The following is a 24809-nucleotide window of genomic DNA, read 5'->3' on the forward strand; positions in this document are numbered from 1 at the left end:
CAAATAAGAGGTAATGATGAACACACTGCTTAAAATTGCATCTATAAGTTCTCTGATATTACTCAGTAGTTGCTCAACTACCCCCCCCCAAACTAGCGTACATGCCCGCTATGTACCAGAGCGTATGGACGACTTTGCGTTTGAAAATGACAAGGTTGCCTTTCGTGTTTATGGCCCTGCTTTAACAGACTCCGCTGAAAACAACGGTACGGACTGTTGGTTAAAACGGGTTGATTACCCGATTGTTGATAAGTGGTATAAAGGCCATGAGCAAGGTATTTCGTATCATGAAGATCATGGCGAAGGTTATGATCCTTATCATGTAGGTACTTCCCTTGGTTGTGGTTCCATTGCGCTTTGGGATACTGAGGCAAAAACCGCAGATAAACTTATTCAGCCAAATGTCTACACAGATTATGCAATAATAGAAAAATCCGCCGATAAAGTGGTTTTTGAATTAACTTATCACTACAACACTAAAAATATTGATGAGATCAAACGCATCACCCTTGAAAAAGGCAATCAGTTTTATAAAGCCCAAAGCCAATTTAGCCAAAATGGCCAACCGATTCAGTTAAACGTTGCGGTGGGTGTTACCACTCATGATGGCAAAGCTGTTGCTAAAGTTAATTCAGAAGGCGACACTATCACAACCTGGGAAACCATTGACGACAGCCAAGTAGGCACCGCTGTCGCATTACCAAAGTTCACCCATACTCAGTTTATATTGCAACAAACTGAGCAAAAAGATAGAAGCCATGCATTGCTTGTCGCGCAAACCGATAAGCAAGGTCAAATCACTTATTATGTAGGCTCTGCGTGGTCAAAAGCAGGTGATATTACTAGCTTTTCACAATGGCAAGAGTATGCAGATAACTACTTAGCAAAGGCTGACACTGCAAAAATAACTGCTGATTCAGTAAAAGCGTTAACAAAGAAAGTGGCCGACTGGCAAATTGAAAATTTTGCAGAAGAAGGTAAATACCGCGCGCTACCACGCAAACCACCCCAGTGGATGAATCGAGAGCAATACCATGATTTAGAATGGCACCACGGCGCCCTTTATGCAGGTATGAACGAATGGCGTAAAATTGCTGATGATGAAAAATATACCAATTTCCTAAAGAAAATTGGTGAACGTAATGACTGGGGGTTGCATCAGCGTCCATATCACGCGGACGACCACACTGTTGGCCAATTTTATTTATCATTTTATGAAGACTTCCACCAACCAGAAATGCTTGAACCGACGCGTAAGCAATTTGATTGGATTTTGGCTAACCCAAAAACCGGCACCCTTGATTGGCTAGCAGAAAACACCCATGCTCATGACCGCTGGGGCTGGTGTGACGCGTTATTTATGGCTCCGCCGGTATGGGCACGGTTAGCAAAAATTACCGGTGAAGAAAAGTATTTAGACTTTATGCACCAAGAATATAAAGCAACATACGACTTATTATGGAGTGAAAAAGATCACCTATTTTGGCGTGATTCAAGCTATTTTACGCAAAACGAGCAAAACGGCCAAGATGTGTTTTGGGCACGTGGCAATGGTTGGGTATTTGGTGGTCTTGCATTAATGATCCCAGATTTACCGGTCACTTGGCAGCAACGTGATTTCTACATTGATCTTTATCAAAAAATGGCCGCACGGTTAATCGAAATTCAACGCGATGATGGCACTTGGTCAATGGGATTATTAGGCGGAACAGAAGGTTACCCAATAAAAGAAACCAGCGGTACGTCGTTTTATGCGTATGGTATTGCATGGGGTATTAACCAAGGTTACTTAGATAAAGCCACTTACCGTCCAGCGTTAATGAAAGCATGGCGCGCCTTGGAAAAGTCAGTCACTGATGAAGGCATGCTTGGCTTTGTTCAACCTGTAGGCGCCGCTCCCGGTGATTCATTCCCTGATTACACAGAAGTTTACGGTGTGGGCGCATTTTTAGCCGCAGGCACAGAAGTCTATAAATTATTAGACAGTGAAGAAGCTAAAAAAAACTCGCAAATAACCCCGTAAAAACCTTAATGTATAACGCGGGCTGGTGTTGGTTCCAAGACCCCCGCGCTATTATCCAAGACGGAAAACTTGTTATTGGCAGTGTTGCTGGTAACGGCATTGGTGATGCAGCAGTAGGTGTATATGACCTCGACAATAAGCAACTTTTAGGGCGCACCACATTAAAAGCTGATTTTGATCATGACGATCATAACTCACCGGTTTTTTATACCCGCCCAGATGGCAGTCTATTAACTGTGTATGCCCGCCATAATAGTGAAAAAGTGCATTATTACCGTATTTCAACGTCATCCGATTTTTTAAATTGGGGCGAAGAAAAAACCATACAAAGCCCCGCCAACGTTACTTACATGAACTTGTATAACCTGTCAGGTGAAAAAACACTGTATAACCTTTATCGTGGTATTGATTGGAACCCTACTTATGTAACATCTAAAGATGATGGTGCAACGTGGGACGATGAACACGTCCATTTAATTCAAAATGAAGTACCAGGTGTGCAACGACCGTATGCTCGCTATGCCGGAAATGGCAAAGACACCATTGGCTTATCGTTTACCGACGCTCACCCGCGTGATTTTGGTAACAGTATTTATTATGCTGAGTTTCGTGATGGCAATTTCTACAACGTTGATGGGAGCTTTATTAAAAACTTGAAAAAAGACGGTCCACTTAAGCCCTCTCAAGCGAAAAAGATATTTCAAGGTGGCGGCGGTGATTTTCGTGGCCATGACTTAAGCGTCGAAAAAAGCGCATGGACCAGCTCTGTCGCATTTGATGATAAAGGCTATCCACATATCGCTTACACGTATTACCTAAGTAACCAAGATCAGCGTTATCGCTTAGCGTCATGGGATGGCAATAAATGGCACGACCGAGAAGTGGCTTTCGCTGGGAGCCGTTTATACGACCGAGAAGCAAGCTATACAGGCCTTATAGCGGTTGATCCGAGTGATCCAACGCATCTGGTTATTTCAAGCAATGTAAATCCGACTACGGGTAAATCGCTCGCGATGCCGCATCAAATATTTAGCGCACACGTAACGCTGGATGATGATACTAAAACTATCCAGTGGCAACAGTTAACGCATGATAAAAACAATGAAAATTTACGCCCTATGATTGTCAATTCCGACAAGCATAAAGTCATTATGTGGTTGCAAGGACAATATAATAGTTGGACAGACTATTATTTAGATGCTGTGGGAATTATTGTTGAGTAATAGCATCTTAACTTATTGATTTAAAAGGGAGCTAAGGCTCCCATTTTTAATTGTGTTAGTCTGGTTTGTCAGGTGATAAAACCGGAAAGCCATTTTCATCCCACTTTATAATACGTGCTCGCGCATGGCGGTTTGGATCTGTCAGTGGTGTACCCTTTAGCTCTTTATAATCACGACTGTGGTAAATTAATAAATCGGTGACACCATCCTCTGCTTTTACAAAGCTACTGTGACCAGGGCCAAAACGCCCTGCTGCTTCATTGCTGGCAAAAATCGGCTGCTGCTTTTTATGCCAGCTTGCAGGGTCGAGTAAATCGGCATCAGCATCGGCCCATAATAAACCCATCGCGTAACGATGATCAGTCGCACTGGCAGAATACGTAAGTAGCACTTTTCCCTCACGGATCATCACTGCAGCGCCTTCATTAACCTTATAGCCTTGCACTTCCCAATCTAGAGTAGGCTCTGTTATGGCTACAATTGGCTCTTTGATTGACGTGGGTGAATCCATTTCGGCGATCCATAATGCGGAGTTATATGTTGCAGGCTGGTTTTGCTGTGCCCAGACTAAGTAGCGTTTGCCATTATGGCTAAATGTTGTGGCGTCCAGCGAAAAGCTATCGAGGTGTGTTTTTAACTGCCCCATTTCTTGCCAGTTACCTTGCATGGGATTTTCACTGTCATTTTTAAGGACATACATGCGGATACTGAATGGTTTTTCAACATCACCGGCCGCAAAATGAATATACCAACTGCCATCGACTTTATGCAGCTCTGGCGCCCAAATATTGGCACTCATTGGGCCTTTGGCATTTTTTTGCCAAATCACTTTTGGCTCTGCAAGTTTTAAATCATTAAGTCTACACGCTTGGCGTAGCTCTATTTCGTCAAACTTAGGGGAGGTGCCAATAAAGGTATAACAACCCGTTTTGTCATCGCGGACTAACCAAGGATCGGCACGTTGCAATACAATTGGGTTATCGATTGGTGTTACACTGGCGCTGCTATTAGCATCTGCATAACTTAATGTTGGCATAGCAAGTAACATACTCACAATAGGAAATAGAGAGCGCTTTTTTAGCATAATTTTTATCCTGTTATTTATCTTGTTTTCATTGTTAATATTGTATTACATATATTATAGTAGCTGAATAAGTGTAATGATTAAAATAAAAAAGGTAGGCAACTATGAAACACGCAAAAAAGTTTGCTCATACATGTAAACTGATCGGTGCAAGTACATTACTTTGTTTAGCGAGTAATGCCATGGCTAAACAAGTTGAAGTACACGACCCGGTAATGACCAAAGAAGGCGATACATATTACGTCTTTAGTACGGGTATGGGGATCACTTATTACGAATCCAAAGACATGAAAAATTGGCAGCTTACTGGCCGCGTATTTAAAGACGAGCCAAGCTGGGCAAAACGAGTGGCCAATGACTTTGGTGGCCACCTTTGGGCACCAGATGTATACCAAAAAGACGGTAAGTTTTATCTTTATTATTCCGTATCTGCGTTTGGTAAAAACACCTCTGCGATTGGTGTAACGGTTAACGAAACTCTAGACCCTAAATCACCAGATTATAAATGGATAGATCACGGTATAGTTATACAGTCTGTGCCTGAGCGTGATAACTGGAACGCGATTGACCCTGCTATTGTTGAAGATGACAACGGCACGCCGTGGATGAGCTTTGGTTCGTTTTGGGGGGGCCTTAAATTAGTAAAACTTGATGATGATATGGTTCGTATTGCACAACCGCAAGAATGGCATAGTATTTCAGCACGCCCTAACACCGAACACGGCCCTGTAGAAGCGCCATATATCTTTAAAAAGAATGGCTATTACTATTTATTTGTATCGTTTGATAAATGCTGCCAAGGTTTAGACAGTACTTACAATGTTCGTGTAGGGCGCAGTAAGAATGTAGAAGGCCCTTACCTTGATAAAGAAGGTCGTGACTTAAATAATGGCGGTGGTTCACTGGTGATCGAAGGTAATAAAGACTGGGCAGCACTTGGCCATAATGCCGCCTACACCTTTGATGGCAAGGACTATTTAGTACTTCATGCCTACGAAAGCTCTGATAACGGCTTACAAAAATTACGTATTTTACCAATGACTTGGGACGATAACTGGCCAGTAGTTGATAGCAAAGATCTAAACAAGCGCACCACTAAGCTGATTGAGAAGTAATGCAACGGTATAAATAATGAAACTAAAAAAACCTGCAGATTGCAGGTTTTTTTACACTTTAATTTAATACTAAATTTGCGTCTTAATTAAAATCGATTAGAGTAATATCCATAAAAATAAGCTGTTCACTACTGGCCGCTAATGACTCGTTAAGTGCCACACTGTAAATATCATAGGCAAGATGCGGTAAAATCAAAAGTTCATAACGGCTGCCTTTAGGCATCAGCATGAGTGCTTCTTGCAAACCATCTATCGCTTCTGCAATTTCATACTCTGCCAATTGCTCGATTTGCCGCGTATCATAAAGCACATGCCCTGTTGCAGTCATAACCCGTTGCTGCACCTTAACAGTGGCATCCCATGAAGGTGGTTCGCCACTGCCAAGCTCAATTACGCGATACATTAAGCCAGAACCTGTGACGTGCACGCCAGGCTGTGTGATATATTGCTCTGCAAGTGGGTAGCGTCGTTCACTCACTTTTGAGTGCTTACTCTGGGTATGGTGTAAAGTCATGCTCACTCTGCTACTTATTATTAATTAAGCGAATACCGTAAATACCACCGGCAATAGAGCCTTGCTCGGCGCTAAAACGCAGTGTTAACGATGATGCTTGTTGCATTACATCGGTTAACGGGTAATCAATGCTATAAAATTCTGTATCAGTTTGCTTAGCAGGTAAGCTGACTTTTGCCAACACCTCACCATTAATAGTGATGGTAAATTTACGGCCTACATCAGCATTAAAATAACGAATACGCAGTGCCACTGCTTGCTGATCTGGGTTGGCTAATGTGTATTCAAACCAACCTGTTGCATCACGCCAATGGTGGCCATTATTTACGCCTGCGCGGGTGTTTTCGCCTTTAAAATCATGCTCTACTTCAGGCTGTTGCTCACCCGGAGTAATTTGGTCAACCGTCAATAATCGTAACTGCTCTTTTGCGTGTTCTTGTGCTTTTGAATCTTTTACAAATTGGGTGAATTCAGCTTCACTTTGCTGCGGCCAATAAACTTGATAGCGACTATCATGCAACCTAAAAAACGGAATTAACTGAGTTGTTTGTGTACTTCCTATGCCCTGGCGAGCAATAGCGACATTTTTATCTGTGGTAAATGCCAACTCTGCGCTAGGCGTACGCTTTAAATCAGCAATAAACTGCTCAGGTTCACTGAGCATGATAGGCAGTGCTTCGGGTGGACACGTAGGTCCCGCAGCAATATGACCCATGCGGCTGTTGTCTGCCACAAAATTCAACTGCTCGTTTTTAAACGCCTGAACTTTTGTTGCCATAACCACAGGACCATACAATACTGCATAATAATCTTGGCCATCCGGCAATTGCTCTGTGTACAGCTTTGGCGCTAAAGTAAAAGTTAATTTGTCGCCATCATGCCAATCATGTTTTATTGCGTAATACCCCTGCTCTGCAGTGGCATTTATTGCTTCGCCATTAAGTTCAAATTGCAACTCATCATTAACCCAACTTGGTTTTCGAATATGCAGCTGCGCTGATGAGTTATGTTTTTTATCTAATGTGTTAATCACTAAGGTTATATTATTAGCATCAGGAAAATGGCTTTGTTGAGTTACTTTTAAGCCTTGTTGCTGCCAATCAAGCGTACTGGGAATAAATAGATTTACCCATAAGTTATCATCATGTTTACTGTAGATCAGCTCAGCATATTTACTATGGTTTTCAATGCCTGAACCGACACAACACCACATAGAATCTTGCACCGATGAATAGGTGCGATAATGGCCTGGTCGCATTGAGGTAAAATAAACCAAACCACCATGTTCAGGGTGTTGCGACGATAAAATATGGTTATAGGTTGCGCGCTCATAATACTCTAAATAACGGGTATCAGCGGTTTTGAGAAACAGTAATTTACTGAGTTTCATCATGTTGTAAGTGTTACAGGTTTCAGGGCCTTCAACATCTTCAACCATAGGGGTAAAGTCGTTTTTATCGTGGAAATGCTCACGTACGCTGTTACCACCAATGGCTACTGAACGCTGTTTAGTCACTGTTTGCCAAAAGTAATCTGCGCCTTGCTGCCACGCTTCATCATCACTTGCATCGGCTACTTTTAACATACCAATAATTTTTGGGATTTGCGTATTCGCGTGTAAACCGGTTAGCTTATCTTGCTTTTCTAAAAGCGGATCGATAATGCTGTTATGGGTAAATTGGCGCGCTAGTTTTAAGTAACGTTTGTCTTCACTGATTGTTGCCATATCGGCAAATACCGCATTTAAACCACCGTATTCTGAGTAGAGCATCTGTTGAATTTGCTCGTCACTTAATTTAGCCGTTAAGTTTAAAAACCATTCACCTAATGTGAATAACATGGTTTTAGCTTGCTCACTGCCAGCAATTAAATAAGCATCACGCAGGCCGTGGAAAATTTTATCTATATTATAAAGTGGCACCCAACGATCATTTAAGCTAAATAAATCAGCTTTAATATTACCATCGTGAATTTGTTGCCACATTGCTTGGCCATCTGGTATACCGCCTAAGTAACCGTTATTAGCCTGTTGCGCTCGTTGTAGCTCATTTAACATGTAATCTAAACGACGCTTTAATTCTTCATCGCCGGTTGCTGCCCAAGCAAGGCTTAGCGCTGATAAATAATGCCCACCAATATGACCATCAAGGCCGGTGTCTTCCCAGTTACCGTACGATGGCGCTTTTTGCTCGATACCAGCTTCTCGTAAGTAGGGAGCTAACAGTTGATCAGGATGTAACGCGAGTAAATAACGCACATTCGTTTGTTGTGCGTGTAAAAAAGGACCTGCACTTAAACTTACTTGATCAAGTGCAAAGAGCTGTTGGCTACTTTTGTCAGTTTGCTTAGTATCTTTAACGGCAGTGCCAGTATGTTCAGTTTGCTCGCTGCACGCAGTTAGCATCATTAACATAGCACCAACACTTACCAGTTGGCACAAGCCTACTTTTATTGCTGCAAACATATCCAAAGTCCTTATTATTTTATTATTCTTTTAATCACGTTATTTAAACAAAGCGCTGGTTATTTAGGTAAACTTTGTTTGATCACCATATCGGTATAGTACTGGTCGGTAATTTTGTATTTCTTTAAAATAAATCCAAGCAACGCATGGAATACACCTGGAATAACGGTAAGCATTAAAGCCAAGCCCATCAGTGTAAATTCAGATTGTTCAACATTAGGCTTGTACTCGAAAAACGCCAATAATAACCCCCCTGCAAGACCAGCTAAACCACCACCGGCTTTTTGGCAAAATGAGATGCCACCAAACGATAAACCAGACGCACGCACACCATCTTTAATTTCCCCGTAATCAACAGCTTCGGCAATTGCAGACCAAAATACTGGCGCATGTAAATCAACCACAAAAGACAAGATAATGTATAGAACAAAGGCGAGGTAGACATCACCAGGTTGCACAGCAAAATACATCACAACAGAAATCACGAGTACAGCGATTTGTGACTGGCGGAATAACTTCATTTTACAATAACGCTGGGTGATCCAGGTACTGGCGACCATTGACACAATCGAGGCAGCAATACCGGCACTAGTAAAGGCCCCAGCTAAATCAGGTACCCCCAGATAATAAGTCGCATAATACATGGCGACACTGCCGCGAATTGCATAGCCTAACGTGCCAAGCACACAGGCTGCACACAGTAATAACCACTGGTCATTTTTCAGTAGTGCTTTAAATTGCGTAGCAATACTTTCAGTTTGTGGTTCATGGGTAATACGCTCACGCGTAGTAAAAAAGCAAAATAAGAATAGTGCTACACCACAAGTAGATACTAAAATCATAGCCAGTTTATAACCATGAGCAATATCGCCACCGCCCCACATTGATGCTAACAAAGGCACAGAAAACACGATGATTACATTCGCAATTTTTGCAAAAAACATCCGATAACCATTCGCCGATAAACGCTCTTTAGGATCAGCCGTTAATACACCAATGTATGAAATATACGGGATAGCCACACCGGTAAACATCAAAGTAGCAAATAGGTAGGTAAGGTATGCCCATAGCAACTTCATGTTGTAATCAAAATCTGGGGTGGTGAATAGCAAAACGATTGCAATACCATAAGGCACTGATAAAAATAAGAACCAATGGCGGAACTGACCCCAGCGAGTTTTTACTTTATCGGTAATAACGCCCATTAATGGATCAGTAAACGCATCGACAAAACGCGCCACTAAAAATAAGATACCCATATCAACAGGGTCAAGGCCATAAATGTCGGTGTAGAAAAACGACATAAAATAAAATAACGCAGCAACCATCACATTGACTGCCATATCGCCGGCACCAAAACCGACTTTTTCTACCACTGATAACTTTTGATTTTCCATACAACTACCTGATTTTTAAAATACGTTGTACCTGAATACTTCATATTTAAAAGAATAAAGGTCACCTATTCTTTGTTTTATCACATTGGTGACCATTGTATTGCTTATTATTGTAAATTTAATGCTAACCTGATTAATAGTATTATCATACTATTTGTAACGCAACCATTTTAAGGCCAGATTCTAGAAAATAAAAAAGCCCCGGATGATCCGAGGCTTTCGACTTAAACACAGATTAGAATGAGTAACGTGCACCCAATGCGAATGTACGACTAAATAAAGCAGTGTTAGAATTATGAGTGGTTGGGTACTCATAATAAGTTTGTGCTAACTCTTCAGTTAAGTTAGTACCATCAAAGGTAATCATAAAGTTTTCTGTTACATCGTAACTTAACTGGAAGTCCAAGCTTTGCTCTGGGCGGCGATAGACTCCAAGAGGGTTAGCAAACTGGGCTGCTTCGTAGTTATTTAAGAAGTTATCACGCCATACATACCCTAAACGCATATCAAAATCTTCGCGCTCGTAAATAAGTACTGTTGAATAAGACGACTTAGATACACCAAACATATCTCGTGAAGTATACCCAGTAAGTTCACCCTCTTCGTATATTGGCAGATCTTGGCTTGAATCAAGGAATGTCGCGCTGGCTTGAATACCTGCACCCATTAACCAATCAGGTAAATTATCAGGGAAATAAACTAAACCAAGCTCTAAACCATCTAATGTGCCATTAGATGAGTTATCTGGCTGACTTAAAATATATGGATAAGGTTCAGTATCATCTGGGCCTTGATAATCCACAATACTTCTTGAATCAAATACAAAGCCTTCAATATCACGCTTAAACAAGGTTCCGTATAATGAACTGTCATCAGCAAAGTACCATTCAAGTGTTAGGTCATAGTTCTTTGACTCAACAGGCTCAAGATCTGGGTTACCACTACTTGCTGTGCCGTAGCCAATGTTAGTCACGTCTTCTGTATAATAGATAAACGAATTTAACTGTGCGAAATCAGGGCGACGAATTGTCTCTGTATAGGCTGCACGGGCAATGAAATCTTCCGCTAAATGATAACGAACCACGATGCTTGGTAACCAAGATGATGAACTATTTTCAGCAGTACTCACTGCCGTTGGGTTCTGGTTGATATCAAAAAAGGTCATTTCTGCTTTAGCGCGTTCATAACGAAGGCCTACTTGACCATCAAAATCACGGCCAAATAAGGTTGTTGAGAAATCACCTTGAACATAAGCGGCATACGAGGTTTCATCGATATCAAAGGTATTTTCTAACTCGAGATCTGCAGCTTGAATGCCATAAAGTTCACGGAACTGTGAGCGGTTGTTATAAATATAATTTCCACTTGGAGCTACCCAACTTGATGGGAAGTTTGCGTTACCATCAAAGAAACCGTTATTTACAGCTGCAAGGCCCGCATCCAATGAGCCAAATGGTTGACCTAATGCATTACCACCTGCTTCACGTACTGAATCTGTTGCGCCGCGCTTGTCGTAGCGAACACCAAATTGCATTCCGTCAAAGCCGAAGTTATCTACAAACAACTCGCCATCTAAAGTAAACGTCAGGGCATCACCTTTAGAAGCACCGCCATTGTCGTATAGTTCAGCGACATTCCACTGCGCAGTGTCGGTTAAATCAGCTTCATTCGCTGGAGTATCAGGGTTATCCACATACTCTAATGCTGGGATACCATCTTTGTCATTAAAATCAACATTTAAGCCATATGCAACACGGTCACTTCGCATTGCAAGAAATTCTGTTTCGTATTGGCTGTCTTGATAATAAATCTCTGAAGAGAGGTTAAAAGTATCTGTAATGGCCCATTCACCACCGAGTGCATACACAAAGCTGTCGGTTTTGCTTACCGTCAAATCACCGCTATTAAAGCCATACGGTGCATCAACATAACGTTCTTTAATAATGTTAGTACCATCAAAGGTAACCGGTGGATTTTGCGTATCAACATTGCCCCACCAATCTACAAAGGTAAAGCTAAGAGAATTAAATGACTCATTACGATAGCCATTGTAAAACGCTTCGAAAGTATATTGAGAGTCGTCATTCGGACGCCATTGGAACGCCACATTAGCAGCTGGGCGCTCACGTTTACCGGTATAATCACTGGCAAAAACAGCATCACGAGATAAATAATACTCAGTTGGCACGCCATTGATATTCAATGTTGAACCCTGTTGAAACGGCAGGCCGTTTTCAAGACCAGGTTCCCATATTGGGCTTTCACTTACATTACCATTGCTTGGGAAAATACGCTCAAGCGGGCCATAACCGGCAGCTGGGTTTAATGTCATAAACGGTACCATGGCACCTGCAGCGATATTTTGGTCGCGATAATGAGTTTCACCATATGAAACGTTAACTAACGCACCAAACTCACCAACACCAGATTCCCAACGATTTGTTGCTAATAAAGAGACATTTGGATCCAGCTCATCAGCCTGCTCTTGATAAATGCCACGAGCGGAAGCAACCACTTTTGAGCCATCGAAGTTAAATGGACGTTGAGTTTTAATATCAATTTGGCCAGCGATACCACTACCGACTTGTGATGATGAACGCGTTTTATAAACATCAACACTTTCTAGTAACGCCGCAGGAATATCGGCAAGCGCTACATTACGACCAGCAGCTGTAAATATTTGACGACCATTCACCGTTGTTGTTACATCTGTTAAACCACGGATAGAAACCGTATTAACTTCACCTGCACCACGGTCAGTAACCTGTACACCGGTTACACGTTGCAGTGCTTCAACAACGTTATTATCTGGAAACTTACCAATGTCTTCGGCAACAATCGCATCTACAACTTGAAAAGATTGGCGCTTGATGTTTAATGCTTTATTTAAACTGCCACGAATACCTGAAACAACAATAACTTCCATATCGTCTTTTTCAGCATTCACTGATGTATTATCTTCTTGCTGTGCATATGCAAATTGACATGTAACTGCCATTATTATTGCACTTGCTATGTGTGTTTTTTTGAACATGTTGGTGTTCTCCATTGTATGTTTCCCCAGAAGACTAATTGCCCTCTGCTTGCCCTTATTTATGAAGCGTGTTGTCAGAGCCTCAACTAAGGTTGCGTTTTATTATGTTAATTATTTGCTGCCTGACATTGATAATATTGTATGATTAATTAACAGTCAACTTATAACGCTAAATAAATGTTAATTTAAAAAATCAAAATAAAGACTTCAGAACGGTAAATAAGAAGTGAAAAGTAAATGAATAACATAGGGTTAGACATTTAATTATGCAGAAGGTGAAGAACTTAATTATATTTAACAACAATTAAATAAAATTATTTTTTATTTTACACGAGCAATAAAGATACAATATTACAATTCAGCAAAACAATTTCCCGCTCTACAACACCTGCATGCTGATGCTCATCAGGCTCCCTCTGCGACAAACGTTGCTATTTTTCTATCGTAGAATAAAGGCTAAGCAGGATACAAAAAGTCCCAGACATGCTGGGACTTTTTAACTTATAGATTTAGGATTACATAAACACTTAGAAAGTGTAACGTGCCCCAATCGCGAATGTGCGAGAGTATATAGCATTACTGAAGTTGAATAGGTTATCGTTACCTTCACCGTAATAGCTTTGATATACATCATCTAAGATGTTTGTTGCATCAAATGTCACAACAAAATCATCTGTCAAGTCATAACTAAATTGAAAATCTAAGCTTTGCTCTGGTCGGCTCCAAAACTGTAGCGGGTTAGCAAAAATAGCCGCTTCGTTACCGGTATAGAATTCAGAGCGCCATACATACGATAAACGCATATCGAACGAATCTCGCTCGTAAATACCAACAATACTATAGGACTCATCCGACACACCGGCCATATTAGAATCAATATAACCTGATAAATTACCCTCTTCATCAAAATCAGGCGTATCTTGTGACGAGTCAAGTAAGGTTAAACTAGCTTGTACACCTATACCTTGTAATATATCTGGTACATTGTCAGGAAAGTAAACAGCCCCGAACTCAAAACCGGATAACTCACCATTTGATGCATTTACTGGCGCGCTAAGTACATATGGACGAGTTACCCCATCATTACCTTCACGAGTGACCGTCTTACGACCTGGAACGACTAAACCCTCAATCTCTCGTTTAAAGTAAGCACCATAAATTGAACTTGAATCTGCAAAATACCATTCTAAAGAGATATCATAGTTTTTAGATTCAGTTGGCTTAAGTTCTGGGTTACCACCGGTACCTTCACCATAGATTGCACCTTCCGTAAGTGGATCGGTCCAGTATTGTAAGGCGTTTAAGTCAGCAAAATTCGGCATACGCAGTGTTTCAGTGTAAGCAACACGGCCCACTAATTCATCGGTAATGTTCCAGTTAAGCATTAAGCTTGGCAGCACCTTGCTAACATCAGCATTCGCTGAGCTTGAATCAAATACATTGGTGTTAGTGCCCGTTTCAGCAGTGAATTGCATATCTTGCTCATAGCTCACGTAACGTACACCAATCTCACCACTGATATTTTCAGTTAAGAAGAAGTTTGTTGTGGCGTATAACGCATAAGACTTCTCTTCAATATCGAAGGTTTTATACTTTTCTTCAGCTTCTAGGCCATATATACCACGAATTACATTGGCGTTATCTAGTAAATAGCCACCGTCAGCAGTGATGAAGCTGTCAAACACATCAGCACGACCATCAAGGTAATCATCAACTTGGTAAACCATACCTGAGCCATCACCAGATGCGCCATTAGCGGCAAGTAAATCAATTAACTGTGCGACCGATGTATTGGCAATACCGCTATCTTGCGTACGAGTAAACTCTTCTGCTGTACGGTTCTCATAGCGCCCACCGAATTTTATTTTATCGATGTAAGTACCACCAACTAAATACTCAGCATCAAAAGTAAACGCAAGTGAATCACCACTGTTGCCACCGCCATTGTCATATAGGGTACTTGCATTCCAGTTTTCAACAGCCGCCATATCGGCTTCATTTACCGCGGTATTTGGATCATCCCAAAAAGCAATGCCTGGCATGCCATCGTTATCATTAAAATCAACATCAAGGCCTGTAGCAACACGATCAAAACGCATACCAATGAAGTCACTTTCAAATTCACTTTCTTGGTATACCACTTCTGTATTTATCGTCAGATAATCGCTAGCCTGCCACTTAGCACCTAAGGCATATAAGTAGCTGTCGGTTTTTTCAGAATTTGAGTCACCACTTTGGAAGCCACCAGCAGCAATTGCTTGCTTTTCTTTGACAACGTTAGTGCCGTCAAACGTAATTGGCGTCTCTATATTACCGTTACCGTTTTCGAAAGTATTAGAGAACCAAAGCGCATTTTGTGATTCATTTTCATAACCTGTGTAAAAACCTTCAGCGGTAATTTCTAATGTATCTACCGGCGCCCACTGTAAAGATACTGATGCAGCTGGACGCTTACGAAGACCGGTGAAAGACGTACCAAAGATAGCATCGCGGGCAAGCAAGTACTCGGTTGGCACCCCACCGATATTCAACGTAGAACCCGCAGCAGAAGGAAGTCCGCCTTCAAGGCCTGCTTGCCAAATCAAGTTGTCTTGTGGATCTCGATTCGGAATACGTGAGTAAGGAGAATAGCCTGTAGCAGGTTTATCTGTGAAGAATGGAAATGCAGCACCAGCGGTCATGGTGTCATCACGGTAATGAGTTTGCGCATATGAGATATTCACTAATGCACCAAATTCCCCACCACCATCTATTTCCCAACGATTACTTAATAAAGCGCTAATGTTTGGATCAACTTTATCTGGCTGGTCTGAATAAATACCTCGCGCAGCAAGTACAACTTTTTCACCATCAAAGTTAAATGGACGGTTTGTTTTAATATCAATTGAACCAGCAATACCACGTTCTACTTGATCTGCCGAGCGCGTTTTATAAACGGTCACACCCGAAAGTAAACTTGCAGGGATATCTTGTAGTGATACATCACGGCCGGCGCCAGTAAAAATGTCACGGCCATTTACGGTTGTATGGACATCTGTTAAACCACGAATTGATACTTGGCTTACTTCACCAGCACCGCGGCCTGTAGTTTGTACCCCAGTTACCCTCTGCAAGGCTTCAACAACATTGTTATCTGGGAATTTACCAATATCTTCAGCAATAATAGCGTCAACAATTTGCACGCTAGCACGTTTCTCATCTAACGCTTTATTTAGACTGCCACGAATACCTGTAACCTGAATAACCTCGATATCATCAGCGCTTTCTTCAGTTGTGTTAATTGCTTCTTGTTGTGCATAGGCAAATTGGCAAGTGAATGCCAAAACCATCGCACTGGCTATGTGTGTTCTTTTAAACATAAGCGGTGTTCTCCAAATTATAGTTTTATCGGCACGCTGAATTGCTCCATTTAGCTACCGAGAATGACCACTGCATTGTCCAGAGATGTTGTCAAAACAGTACACGGGGATCTACGTATTATTTTGTTAATAGAATAACGCCCGAACTTTAATCATATTGTATGACTAATCAGGGGTCAATACTAAAACCTAAATTAAAACAATCCGTAAAAAATATATTAAAGTTCTCACGCAATTTAACCTTGCTCATATGTTTACAGATACGTAAAACATAAAAATAACCCCTTAAATTCAATCAATTAAAACATTCAACCGTGGAGAAAACACATATTAGCAGGCTTTTGACTGACAAAAAATGAGTAACCAGATATTTACCTTAGTAATTTTGATGCTAAGATAATAAAAAATACAATACTACAATAAAAGATTCTTTTTCACTGTATGTTTACTTATTTGTACCAATTGAGGCCATATGTATACTCTATAATACAATTTGAGTCAGTAACCGTGAAGAGCACATGTTCAATTACAATTATTAATCACCTAGGACACTTCATGAACACTAAATTAAAAGCCCTTGCCCTGCCATTACTGTTATCTAGCACGATGGCTGTTGCACAAAACCCATTATTTACTGATGTTTTCACCGCAGATCCTGCCGCACTTGTACATAAAGATACGGTTTACCTTTATACCGGTCATGATGAAGCTCCTAATAATGATGTTTTCTTTGAGATGCATGATTGGCTTGCCTTTTCATCAACCGATATGGTGAATTGGAAAAAGCACGGCCCAATAATGAAAGCCACTGATTTCAAATGGGCTAAAGGTGAAGCTTGGGCATCGCATATGATAGAGCGCGACGGCACTTTCTACTTTTTTACTACCGTTCGCCATGATGATACTAAACCTGGTTTTGCAATTGGTGTTGCCACCTCTACATCTCCTACTGGGCCATTTAAAGATGCTATCGGCCATGCCCTGGTCACCGATGACATGACTAAACACACTCCAAATGATTGGGACGATATTGATCCGGCTATCTATGAAGAAGAAAACGGCGATACCTACATGTTTTTTGGCAACTTAGTGCCTAAATATGTAAAACTAAGCGATGACTTACTCAGCTTAGATGGCGAAATTAAAACCATTGATTTACCAAACTTTACCGAAGCACTGTGGGTTCATAAAAAAGATGAATACTATTATGTTTCTTATGCATGCGAATTCCCTGAAAAAATCTGCTATGCAATGAGCAAAAGTATCCATGGGCCTTGGCAGTACCAAGGTATCCTCAATGAGATTGCCGGTAACAGCGAAACCAATCACCAATCAATTATCGAATTTAAAGGTAAAAGTTACTTTATTTACCACACCGGTGCAGTACCACCGAAAGACGGCAAGCCAAGTGGCGGTCGTTTTCGACGCTCTGTTGCTATTGAGCCACTGCTTTACAATGAAGATGGCACCTTACAGCGTATTATCATGACCACTGAAGGATTGAGTAAAGGTAAATAACTCAGTCAATAAATGGGCTCTTATTGTAGAGCCCTCAATACTATGATTTAAAAAGCCTGCTGTTCGGAAAATTAATCGTCTTGCTACAATAACTATCTCAACACTCCAAAAGTTAGTTTAGGGTTGAATTAACTACCGATAAGCCTGTTATACAAATCTTTGGTTATTTACATTTTCAAATCAATATATTGGTAACTTCCATTAATCAGCTCAGGTCTGAAATACTGACACTTACTCGCAACACTTAGGTTTTTCGCTGCAAAAAAGCGAAAAATCAGTTCAAATCATTACTTAAAAATAATTAAAACAGCGCTGTAAGCATTGTAAATAAAGTACTTTTTATTTACATACCAATTACTTTTGCAAAAGTATTTGCACATTTTTAATAGTACTATAAAATTACAATACTACGTAGTTGCTATTTTACGTTCAATGCGCAGCAATTTTATTGACAACATTAAATAACAAAAATCCCAGTAATAAGAGGACACACAAAATGAAACTAACCAAATTAGCGATGGTGATCACCTGCGCTTTAGCTGTTACAGCATGCTCTGAGGAAGGCACTAAGCTTGAGTCATCACCAGCAGTTGCCCAGCCACAAAGTGCAAAACCAACCGTCAGTGATAGTGTTGAGTACAACGAAGAAGGTAAGGTAGCAGTAACTTATGTTGGCGTACACGATCCATCAGTCATTGAAAATGATGGCACCTATTATATCTTTGGCTCGCATTTAGCAGCCGCTAAATCCACTGACTTGTTAAATTGGGAAATGATTTCAAGTCTTTCCGCTAATGAAGCCGTGAATGAAAGCCCGCTTTTTGACTTTAATTACACGAGCGAAATTGCAGAGGGTATTCAGTGGACAGATGGCTTTACCGGTAACTGGGCTGCTGATGTTGTTAAAGCACCCAATGGTAAATTTTGGTTTTATTATAACCACTGCGCACAAGACAACCCTGATACACCCGATGTAGTCGATGAAGTATGCTGGAACCGCTCATACTTAGGCCTTGCAGAAGCTGATAATATTGAAGGCCCATATAAAAATAAAGGCGTATTTTTACGCAGTGGCTATCGCAACGATGAAGAGTTTGCACAGTATCCTTTAGATAATGGCCAAACAACATGGAATGGCGCGGTTGACCCGAATGCCATTGACCCCGCCGCTTTTTATGATAAAGACGGGCAATTATGGATGGTTTATGGTTCATATTCTGGCGGTATTTTTGTACTGGCAATGGATGAAGAAACGGGTATGCCAGATGCTGAGCAAGGCTATGGTAAACACTTAGTGGGTGGTGACTTTAGAGCCATTGAAGGCGCATTTGCTATGTATAGCCCTGAAAGTGACTACTATTACTTATTTTACTCAGTAGCTGGTTTTGATGTAAACGGTGGTTACAATATCCGTGTAGCACGTTCAAAAACACCAGATGGCCCATACTTAGATACCGCTGGCAATGATATTGCCGCTGTTGGTGGTCTAGAAATTGGTGAAAAACTATTAGGTGGCTTTGAGTACACTCAAGAGCTAGGTGAAACCTCACCTGCTTGGGGTTATCAATCACCGGGCCATAATTCAGCACATTATGACGAAGCGACTGGCCGTCACTTATTGATTACCCACACGCGTTTCCCGCAAACCTCTACACCGTTTCCGACAGCGAGTGAAGCTCACCAAGTTCGCGTGCATGAGATGTTCATTAATTCAACCGGTTGGCCGGTAACCTCACCGCAACGTTATGTGCCATTAGAGGGTGATAATTTAGTGGTGGCTGAGCAGCTATACGGTTACTACAAATTTATAAACCATGGGACTGATGTTAATACCAGCGCAGTGCGCTCTACTCACATTGCTTTAAATGCCGATCATTCAGTAACAGGTGATGAAGCAGGTATTTGGTATATGGTTGATGATTCAAGCGTTAAACTTGAGCTTGAATCTGGCACTTACTATGGTGTGGCTAAATGGCAATGGGATGATGGCAAGCAAGATTTAGTGGTTACTTTCTCTGCAGTATCACTAGAAAACACCACCGTCTGGGGCAGTAAAGTAGCGGAAATTGATGAAACTGCCAGTGTTTTAGCAACCGTGAGCGATGCACTGGATATAAAAACTGAGCTGACAATTGATGATGAAGGTTATTCATTACCAACCAAAGGGAAAGCGGGTACGACTATTCTCTGGGAGTCAAGTAATGAATATTACATTAATACCCAAGGCAATGTGTTTATACCAACTCCTGATCGGGGCGACCAAGCAGTTACATTAACCGCTAATATGTCACTTAATGGTGAAACTATCACCAAAACGTTCAATGTTAATCTAAAAGCACGCCCCGTATTTAAAAATGCGATTGCGCACTATAGCTTTGAAAACGGCTTAACAGATAATTTAAGCAACCTTGCTGATGCCATGACCACTGATAACAATTTAGACAACACAGGTGTTGGTACGCCAGCCTATGCTGCTGGTCAAACAGGACAAGCATTTAACTTTGATGGCGCAACCGGTGTTCGGTTACCGGATGACATTATCAATTCTGACAGCTACACCGTTTCATTTTGGTCTAAGCCAGATGTCGTTTCAGGCTATACTCCGGCATTTTTTGCTGCTGAAAATGCCGATCGTTGGATTAGCTATATTCCTGGCGGCGCCCCTCACTTCACAACTAACCATCTAGTATGGAGCCGCTACCTAGTTGAACCAGAGGTTGAGCAATGGAATCAAATTGAAGGTACGAGCGGCGCAACTGCCGGCCAATGGTCACATGTCGCCCTGAGCTATTCAAATGGGACTATGAGATACTATCGAAATGGTCAGCTTGTGGGCTCTATGCCACGCCCTGATATGTTTAGTGCTGATACAGCTAAATTTGCACTTGGTGTAAATTTTGGCTGGGATACACCATTCCAAGGTCAAGTAGATGAATTTATTGTCTATGATTACGCATTAAACAGCTTAGATATCAATGGTGCAGCGATAAACAACCTAACTGATCCAACTAAGTTTGAAACCTTCATTACTGATGCACTTGATTTAGGTGATACAACGGCTATCCGTGAAAGCTTTACCTTACCCCGTGTTGGGCCATTTGTGTCAGGGATTAGCTGGACATCAAATAATGAGGAGTTCTTAAAACCGGTTAATGGCACTGCCATTGTTAATCAGCCAAGCGCCAATGCGGGTGACCAAGTTGTTACTTTAACAGCAACAATTAACTATAAAGACTTTACCGATACTAAAACTTTTGAAGTTACAGTTAAATCACTTGCCCCTGCAGAATATAGTTTTGAAGGCGACTTAGCTGAACTTAAAGCAGCTTACGCAAACGCCAAGCCTACTGGAGACCGTATTGATAACACTGGCGGTAACATCACATTTGTTGAAGGTATTAAAGGCCAAGCAGTATTCCTGCAAGGTTCAGGGATTCGTTTACCAAATAACTTGATCACTACCAATGATTATTCTGTGTCTATGTGGTTAAAGCCTGAAACGTTCTCAGATTACACCACTGCATTTTTTGCAGGTGCAAGCTCGTCTGCATGGATAAGCTTAGTCCCCTCAATGGTTGATTCGAATACGACTCGCCTTTGGGCAAATGGCGGCGGTGCCTTCTTTGATAATGGTGATTTAGGCATGCGACTGCCAGCCAAAGAGTGGTCACATGTTGCCTTCACTGTTGACGGAACCAACGGTGACACCTTGAAGATGTATGTAAACGGTGAGCTTAAAATTGAAGCAGGTGGCTTCCCTCGCGTGTTTACTGTTGAGGGCGAAACCAATGAATTTGCGTTAGGTGTAAACTACTGGGATACACCTTTCAACGGCGCGGTTGATGAGTTAAAAATATTTAACGGAGCAATCGATGCTGACGCAATCAAAGCACTCTACGATGCAGCTAATGCACAAGAGTAAGCTATTTAGGGTGAGCTGCCTTACCCAATAGTTTGTTGTCATAAAAAGCCAGACGAGAGTCTGGCTTTTTTTAACTTTTTATTTTCAACAAACACAACATCATATACAGTGATATTTATAATACAATATTAACTAAGGAAGGAGCTATGCAACGTCTTTTCATCACCTTACTATGCTTGATACCCTCACTATGCTTTGCGAAAACTGCTAACTATAAAGTGATAGACGAAGGTGGCAGTGGCCCATTTAGCGCCATTGCAGCCACTGAAACCTCGTTAGGTAACTATGTTATATACCGTCCGAAAGAGTTAAATCAGTCAATAAAACTACCCGTTGTAGTATTTGCTAACGGCGGCTGCATGGATACATCATATCCCTTTGAGCATATGCTCTCAGACATTGCCTCGCATGGTTACTTAGTGATTGCATTAGGCAAAATGCAAAACAGCCTTGATGACAGGCCCTTAAATAAGGCCAGTAATAGCATGATCCCTCACGCGATTGATTGGATCACAGCACAATCTAGTAATCCGCTGAGTGAATTTTATCAACGCGCACACCTTGAGAAAGTCGCTATTGCAGGCCAATCGTGTGGCGGCGCGCAACTACTTGCTACTGCCGCAGATAAAAGAATCAACAGCTATTTAATGTTTAATTCAGGCATTGGTGATATGACCATGGCAAGCGCCGATGTTGACTCACTGCACAACTTACATGCTCCTGTTATTTATCTTGTCGGTGGGCCAACCGATATTGCCACTGACAATGCCAAGCTTGATTATCAGCGTATAAATCATGTGCCTATTGTGTTTGCAAATCATAAAACAGCCGGACACTCTGGTACGTTTGAACAGCCGTTTGGTGGTTCGTTCTCAAAGCTCGCTATCAAATGGCTTGACTGGCAATTAAAAGATAAACAAACCAATGCAACGCTATTTTTACAGGGCCAAACCGCTGATTTTGTCAGCTGGGATATAAAAGCAAAGCAATTTTAAAAGGAATGATTATGAACACCTCAACACTTAAGCGGCTTTTATGGGCTGCATTTTTTGCTACAACAGCGGCCAGTGTAAACGCTGAGCCGTTAACCCAAGTAAGCGTGGCACAAGGCAAACTTGAAGGCACTGCACAGCAAAACCTGGCAGTTTTTAAAGGTGTGCCGTTTGCTAAACCACCCGTTGGTGAATTACGTTGGAAAGCCCCTCAACCGGCTGAAAAATGGCAAGGTGTGCTTAAAGCACAAGCATATGCACCCGCCCCAATTCAAGCTGGTGACCCTGTATCTGGGATCAGCGAAGATAGTTTATATTTGAATATTTGGACACCCGCACAATCCGATAATGAAAAGCTCCCTGTACTCGTTTGGATATATGGGGGTGGTTTTAGTTTTGGCAGTTCATCAGACCCCATTTTTGATGGTAGTGAACTTGCGAATAAAGGCGTGATAGTTGTTTCGATTGCTTATCGCGTTGGTCAACTTGGCTTTTTAGCTCACCCAGAGCTTAACAAAGAAAGCCCAGCAGGTGTCTCTGGAAATTACGGCTTACTCGATCAAATTGCCGCGTTAAAGTGGCTTAAACAGAACATTGCTGCGTTTGGCGGTGATGCTGATAATGTCACTATTGCTGGAGAATCCGCGGGCGGTATTTCAGTGAGTATGCTTGCAGCGTCCCCGTTAGCGAAAGGGTTAATTAACAAAGTTATCTCACAAAGTGGCGGTTCATTTGGCCCTACTCGCATAAAAAATTACCCCGGTGAAAATATGTCGACCTTACAACAGGCTCAAGCAGAAGGTTTCGACTATGTAAAACAGTTTGGCACAACCTCCATTACACAACTGCGAAAAATGAGCGCAGACACCTTTATTCCAAAAGGTTGGTCGCTGCCTGGTGGCTGGCCTATCGTTGACGGTTATGTGATCAAAGGCGATCAATATAAACTCTATCAGCAAGGCAAGTTTAATGACGTACCCGCTTTAATTGGTTATAACTCGGATGAAGGCGTCAGCTTTGTATGGGACCCTGATGTAAATAACTTTGTTGACGGAGTAAAGACTCGTTTCGGTCAGTTTGCGCCAAGTCTGCTTGAAGCTTACCCGGTGGCAAAAAATAGCATTCCTCGCAGTGCTCGAAACCTTGTACGCGATGCGGCATTTGGTTGGCATACTTGGAGCTGGGCTAAATTACAAAGCCAGTATGGTAATGCACCCGCTTACCTTTATTACTTTGATCATCACCCTGAGCGTAAACTTGGTGGCAAAGATGAAGATCATGGCTCTGGCCACGGTCATGAAATTGCCTATATGTTTAAAAACCTTAATAAAGCAGATCCGAATGTAACTGAAAATGATTTAAAGATGTCAGATACTATGGCCACCTATTGGACTAACTTTGCCAAAAATGGCAACCCAAATGACACTACCCTGCCCCATTGGCCCGCTTTTAATGAAAGCAAACCAAGCACTATGTATTTTCAACAACAAGCGAAAGTAGGCCCAGTGCCCGACAAACAAGCGCTAGAAATACTTGATGAGTATTTTAAATGGCGCCGCACACCAGCTGGTGAAAAATGGGCTAACCAAATTCACTAATTTGCAGCGATATAAATAAAAGCCAATTTAATCGTTGGCTTTTTACTCTTCACCTCTTTAGTTACAACTCATCCAGCCGATAAATGTGCTTATACCACATTATAAAGAGCCATGATGCAGATACATAAACCGCAGGGATACCCCATTGCGTCACCCGCAGAGTCTAGAGTAAAAAGTAACGACGCTACTGGTTATCGCTTGTCAGAAAAAGAGCTGGATAAGCTCTCAGGTAAAGAGGCCAAACAAGCAGCAGAAAAAGCGGCCAGTTCAGACCTGCCTGAACACATTGCAAAAATGATTGAACAACTAGAACAACTAAAACAGCAGCTTGAACTACAAAAACAGCAACTACTTAAGTTGAAAGCGCTAGATAACCAGCAAGATGAAGCCGTGAAAGCACAAATCAAGATGCAAACTGACATGGTTTCATCAATACAGAATCAAATGATTACCTTAGCAAAGGCAATTAGCGACGCCATGAAAGAAGCCGGTATTACTGATCCAGGCGCACTTATTAGTGCTATGGTCTGATCGACTCTAAAATGCGATTAGTCAATACTATTATT

Annotated in this window: 14 protein-coding genes; 8 read left to right on the plus strand and 6 right to left on the minus strand. The window is 41.6% G+C overall.

The genetic code is table 11. From position 1 onward, the window contains the following. Positions 1 to 16 precede the first annotated feature (16 nt). The gene (locus A7968_RS23500) at positions 17 to 2023 is read left to right on the plus strand and encodes a glycoside hydrolase family 88 protein (protein ID WP_227008941.1); all 2007 of its coding nucleotides are present in this window, start codon (positions 17 to 19) and stop codon (positions 2021 to 2023) included. An 8-nt stretch (positions 2024 to 2031) separates the two neighbouring features. Further along, entirely contained in the window at positions 2032 to 3246 is a 1215-nt protein-coding gene (locus A7968_RS23505; protein ID WP_227008940.1) for a BNR-4 repeat-containing protein, read from the plus strand. A 55-nt stretch (positions 3247 to 3301) separates the two neighbouring features. Here the strand turns inward: A7968_RS23505 and A7968_RS03490 are convergent, their stop codons facing one another. Beyond that, positions 3302 to 4330 (minus strand): glycoside hydrolase family 43 protein, encoded by a 1029-nt coding sequence (locus A7968_RS03490; RefSeq protein WP_064665163.1) that lies wholly within the window; start codon positions 4328 to 4330, stop codon positions 3302 to 3304. Positions 4331 to 4434: 104 nt separating this feature from the next. Here A7968_RS03490 and A7968_RS03495 point away from each other — a divergent pair, with 104 nt between their 5' ends. Continuing rightward, the gene (locus A7968_RS03495; RefSeq protein ID WP_064665164.1) at positions 4435 to 5445 is read left to right on the plus strand and encodes an arabinan endo-1,5-alpha-L-arabinosidase; all 1011 of its coding nucleotides are present in this window, start codon (positions 4435 to 4437) and stop codon (positions 5443 to 5445) included. An 82-nt stretch (positions 5446 to 5527) separates the two neighbouring features. Here the strand turns inward: A7968_RS03495 and A7968_RS03500 are convergent, their stop codons facing one another. From A7968_RS03500 to A7968_RS03520, 5 genes are all read right to left on the minus strand, one after another. Then, entirely contained in the window at positions 5528 to 5959 is a 432-nt protein-coding gene (locus A7968_RS03500) for an FKBP-type peptidyl-prolyl cis-trans isomerase (protein WP_064665165.1), read from the minus strand. Between the two features lie 10 nt (positions 5960 to 5969). Continuing rightward, positions 5970 to 8423, minus strand: coding sequence for a beta-L-arabinofuranosidase domain-containing protein (locus tag A7968_RS03505; protein ID WP_064665166.1), 2454 nt, complete (start codon positions 8421 to 8423; stop codon positions 5970 to 5972). Positions 8424 to 8482: 59 nt separating this feature from the next. After that, on the minus strand, positions 8483 to 9820 hold the full coding sequence (locus A7968_RS03510) for an MFS transporter (protein ID WP_064665167.1): 1338 nt from the start codon (positions 9818 to 9820) through the stop codon (positions 8483 to 8485). 235 nt (positions 9821 to 10055) lie between these two features. Further along, positions 10056 to 12854 carry a TonB-dependent receptor gene (locus A7968_RS03515; protein WP_064665168.1) on the minus strand — a complete coding sequence of 933 codons (2799 nt, stop codon included), beginning with the start codon at positions 12852 to 12854 and terminating at the stop codon, positions 10056 to 10058. Between the two features lie 527 nt (positions 12855 to 13381). Continuing rightward, entirely contained in the window at positions 13382 to 16213 is a 2832-nt protein-coding gene (locus A7968_RS03520) for a TonB-dependent receptor (RefSeq protein ID WP_064665169.1), read from the minus strand. Positions 16214 to 16768: 555 nt separating this feature from the next. On the opposite strand from A7968_RS03520, the gene A7968_RS03525 reads away from it, so the two are divergent. From A7968_RS03525 to A7968_RS03545, 5 genes are all read left to right on the plus strand, one after another. Continuing rightward, positions 16769 to 17731 carry a glycoside hydrolase family 43 protein gene (locus A7968_RS03525; RefSeq protein ID WP_064665170.1) on the plus strand — a complete coding sequence of 321 codons (963 nt, stop codon included), beginning with the start codon at positions 16769 to 16771 and terminating at the stop codon, positions 17729 to 17731. Between the two features lie 496 nt (positions 17732 to 18227). Beyond that, positions 18228 to 21653, plus strand: a complete 3426-nt coding sequence (locus A7968_RS03530) for a LamG-like jellyroll fold domain-containing protein (protein ID WP_064665171.1) — start codon at positions 18228 to 18230, stop codon at positions 21651 to 21653. A gap of 146 nt (positions 21654 to 21799) precedes the next feature. After that, the gene (locus A7968_RS03535; RefSeq protein ID WP_064665172.1) at positions 21800 to 22648 is read left to right on the plus strand and encodes a poly(ethylene terephthalate) hydrolase family protein; all 849 of its coding nucleotides are present in this window, start codon (positions 21800 to 21802) and stop codon (positions 22646 to 22648) included. A gap of 11 nt (positions 22649 to 22659) precedes the next feature. Continuing rightward, on the plus strand, positions 22660 to 24243 hold the full coding sequence (locus tag A7968_RS03540) for a carboxylesterase/lipase family protein (protein ID WP_064665173.1): 1584 nt from the start codon (positions 22660 to 22662) through the stop codon (positions 24241 to 24243). Between the two features lie 114 nt (positions 24244 to 24357). Beyond that, positions 24358 to 24774, plus strand: coding sequence for a hypothetical protein (locus A7968_RS03545; protein ID WP_157586645.1), 417 nt, complete (start codon positions 24358 to 24360; stop codon positions 24772 to 24774). Positions 24775 to 24809: the final 35 nt, after the last annotated feature.

Source organism: Pseudoalteromonas prydzensis, from assembly GCF_001661495.1.
In the GTDB taxonomy this organism is placed as follows: Bacteria; Pseudomonadota; Gammaproteobacteria; order Enterobacterales; family Alteromonadaceae; genus Pseudoalteromonas; species Pseudoalteromonas prydzensis.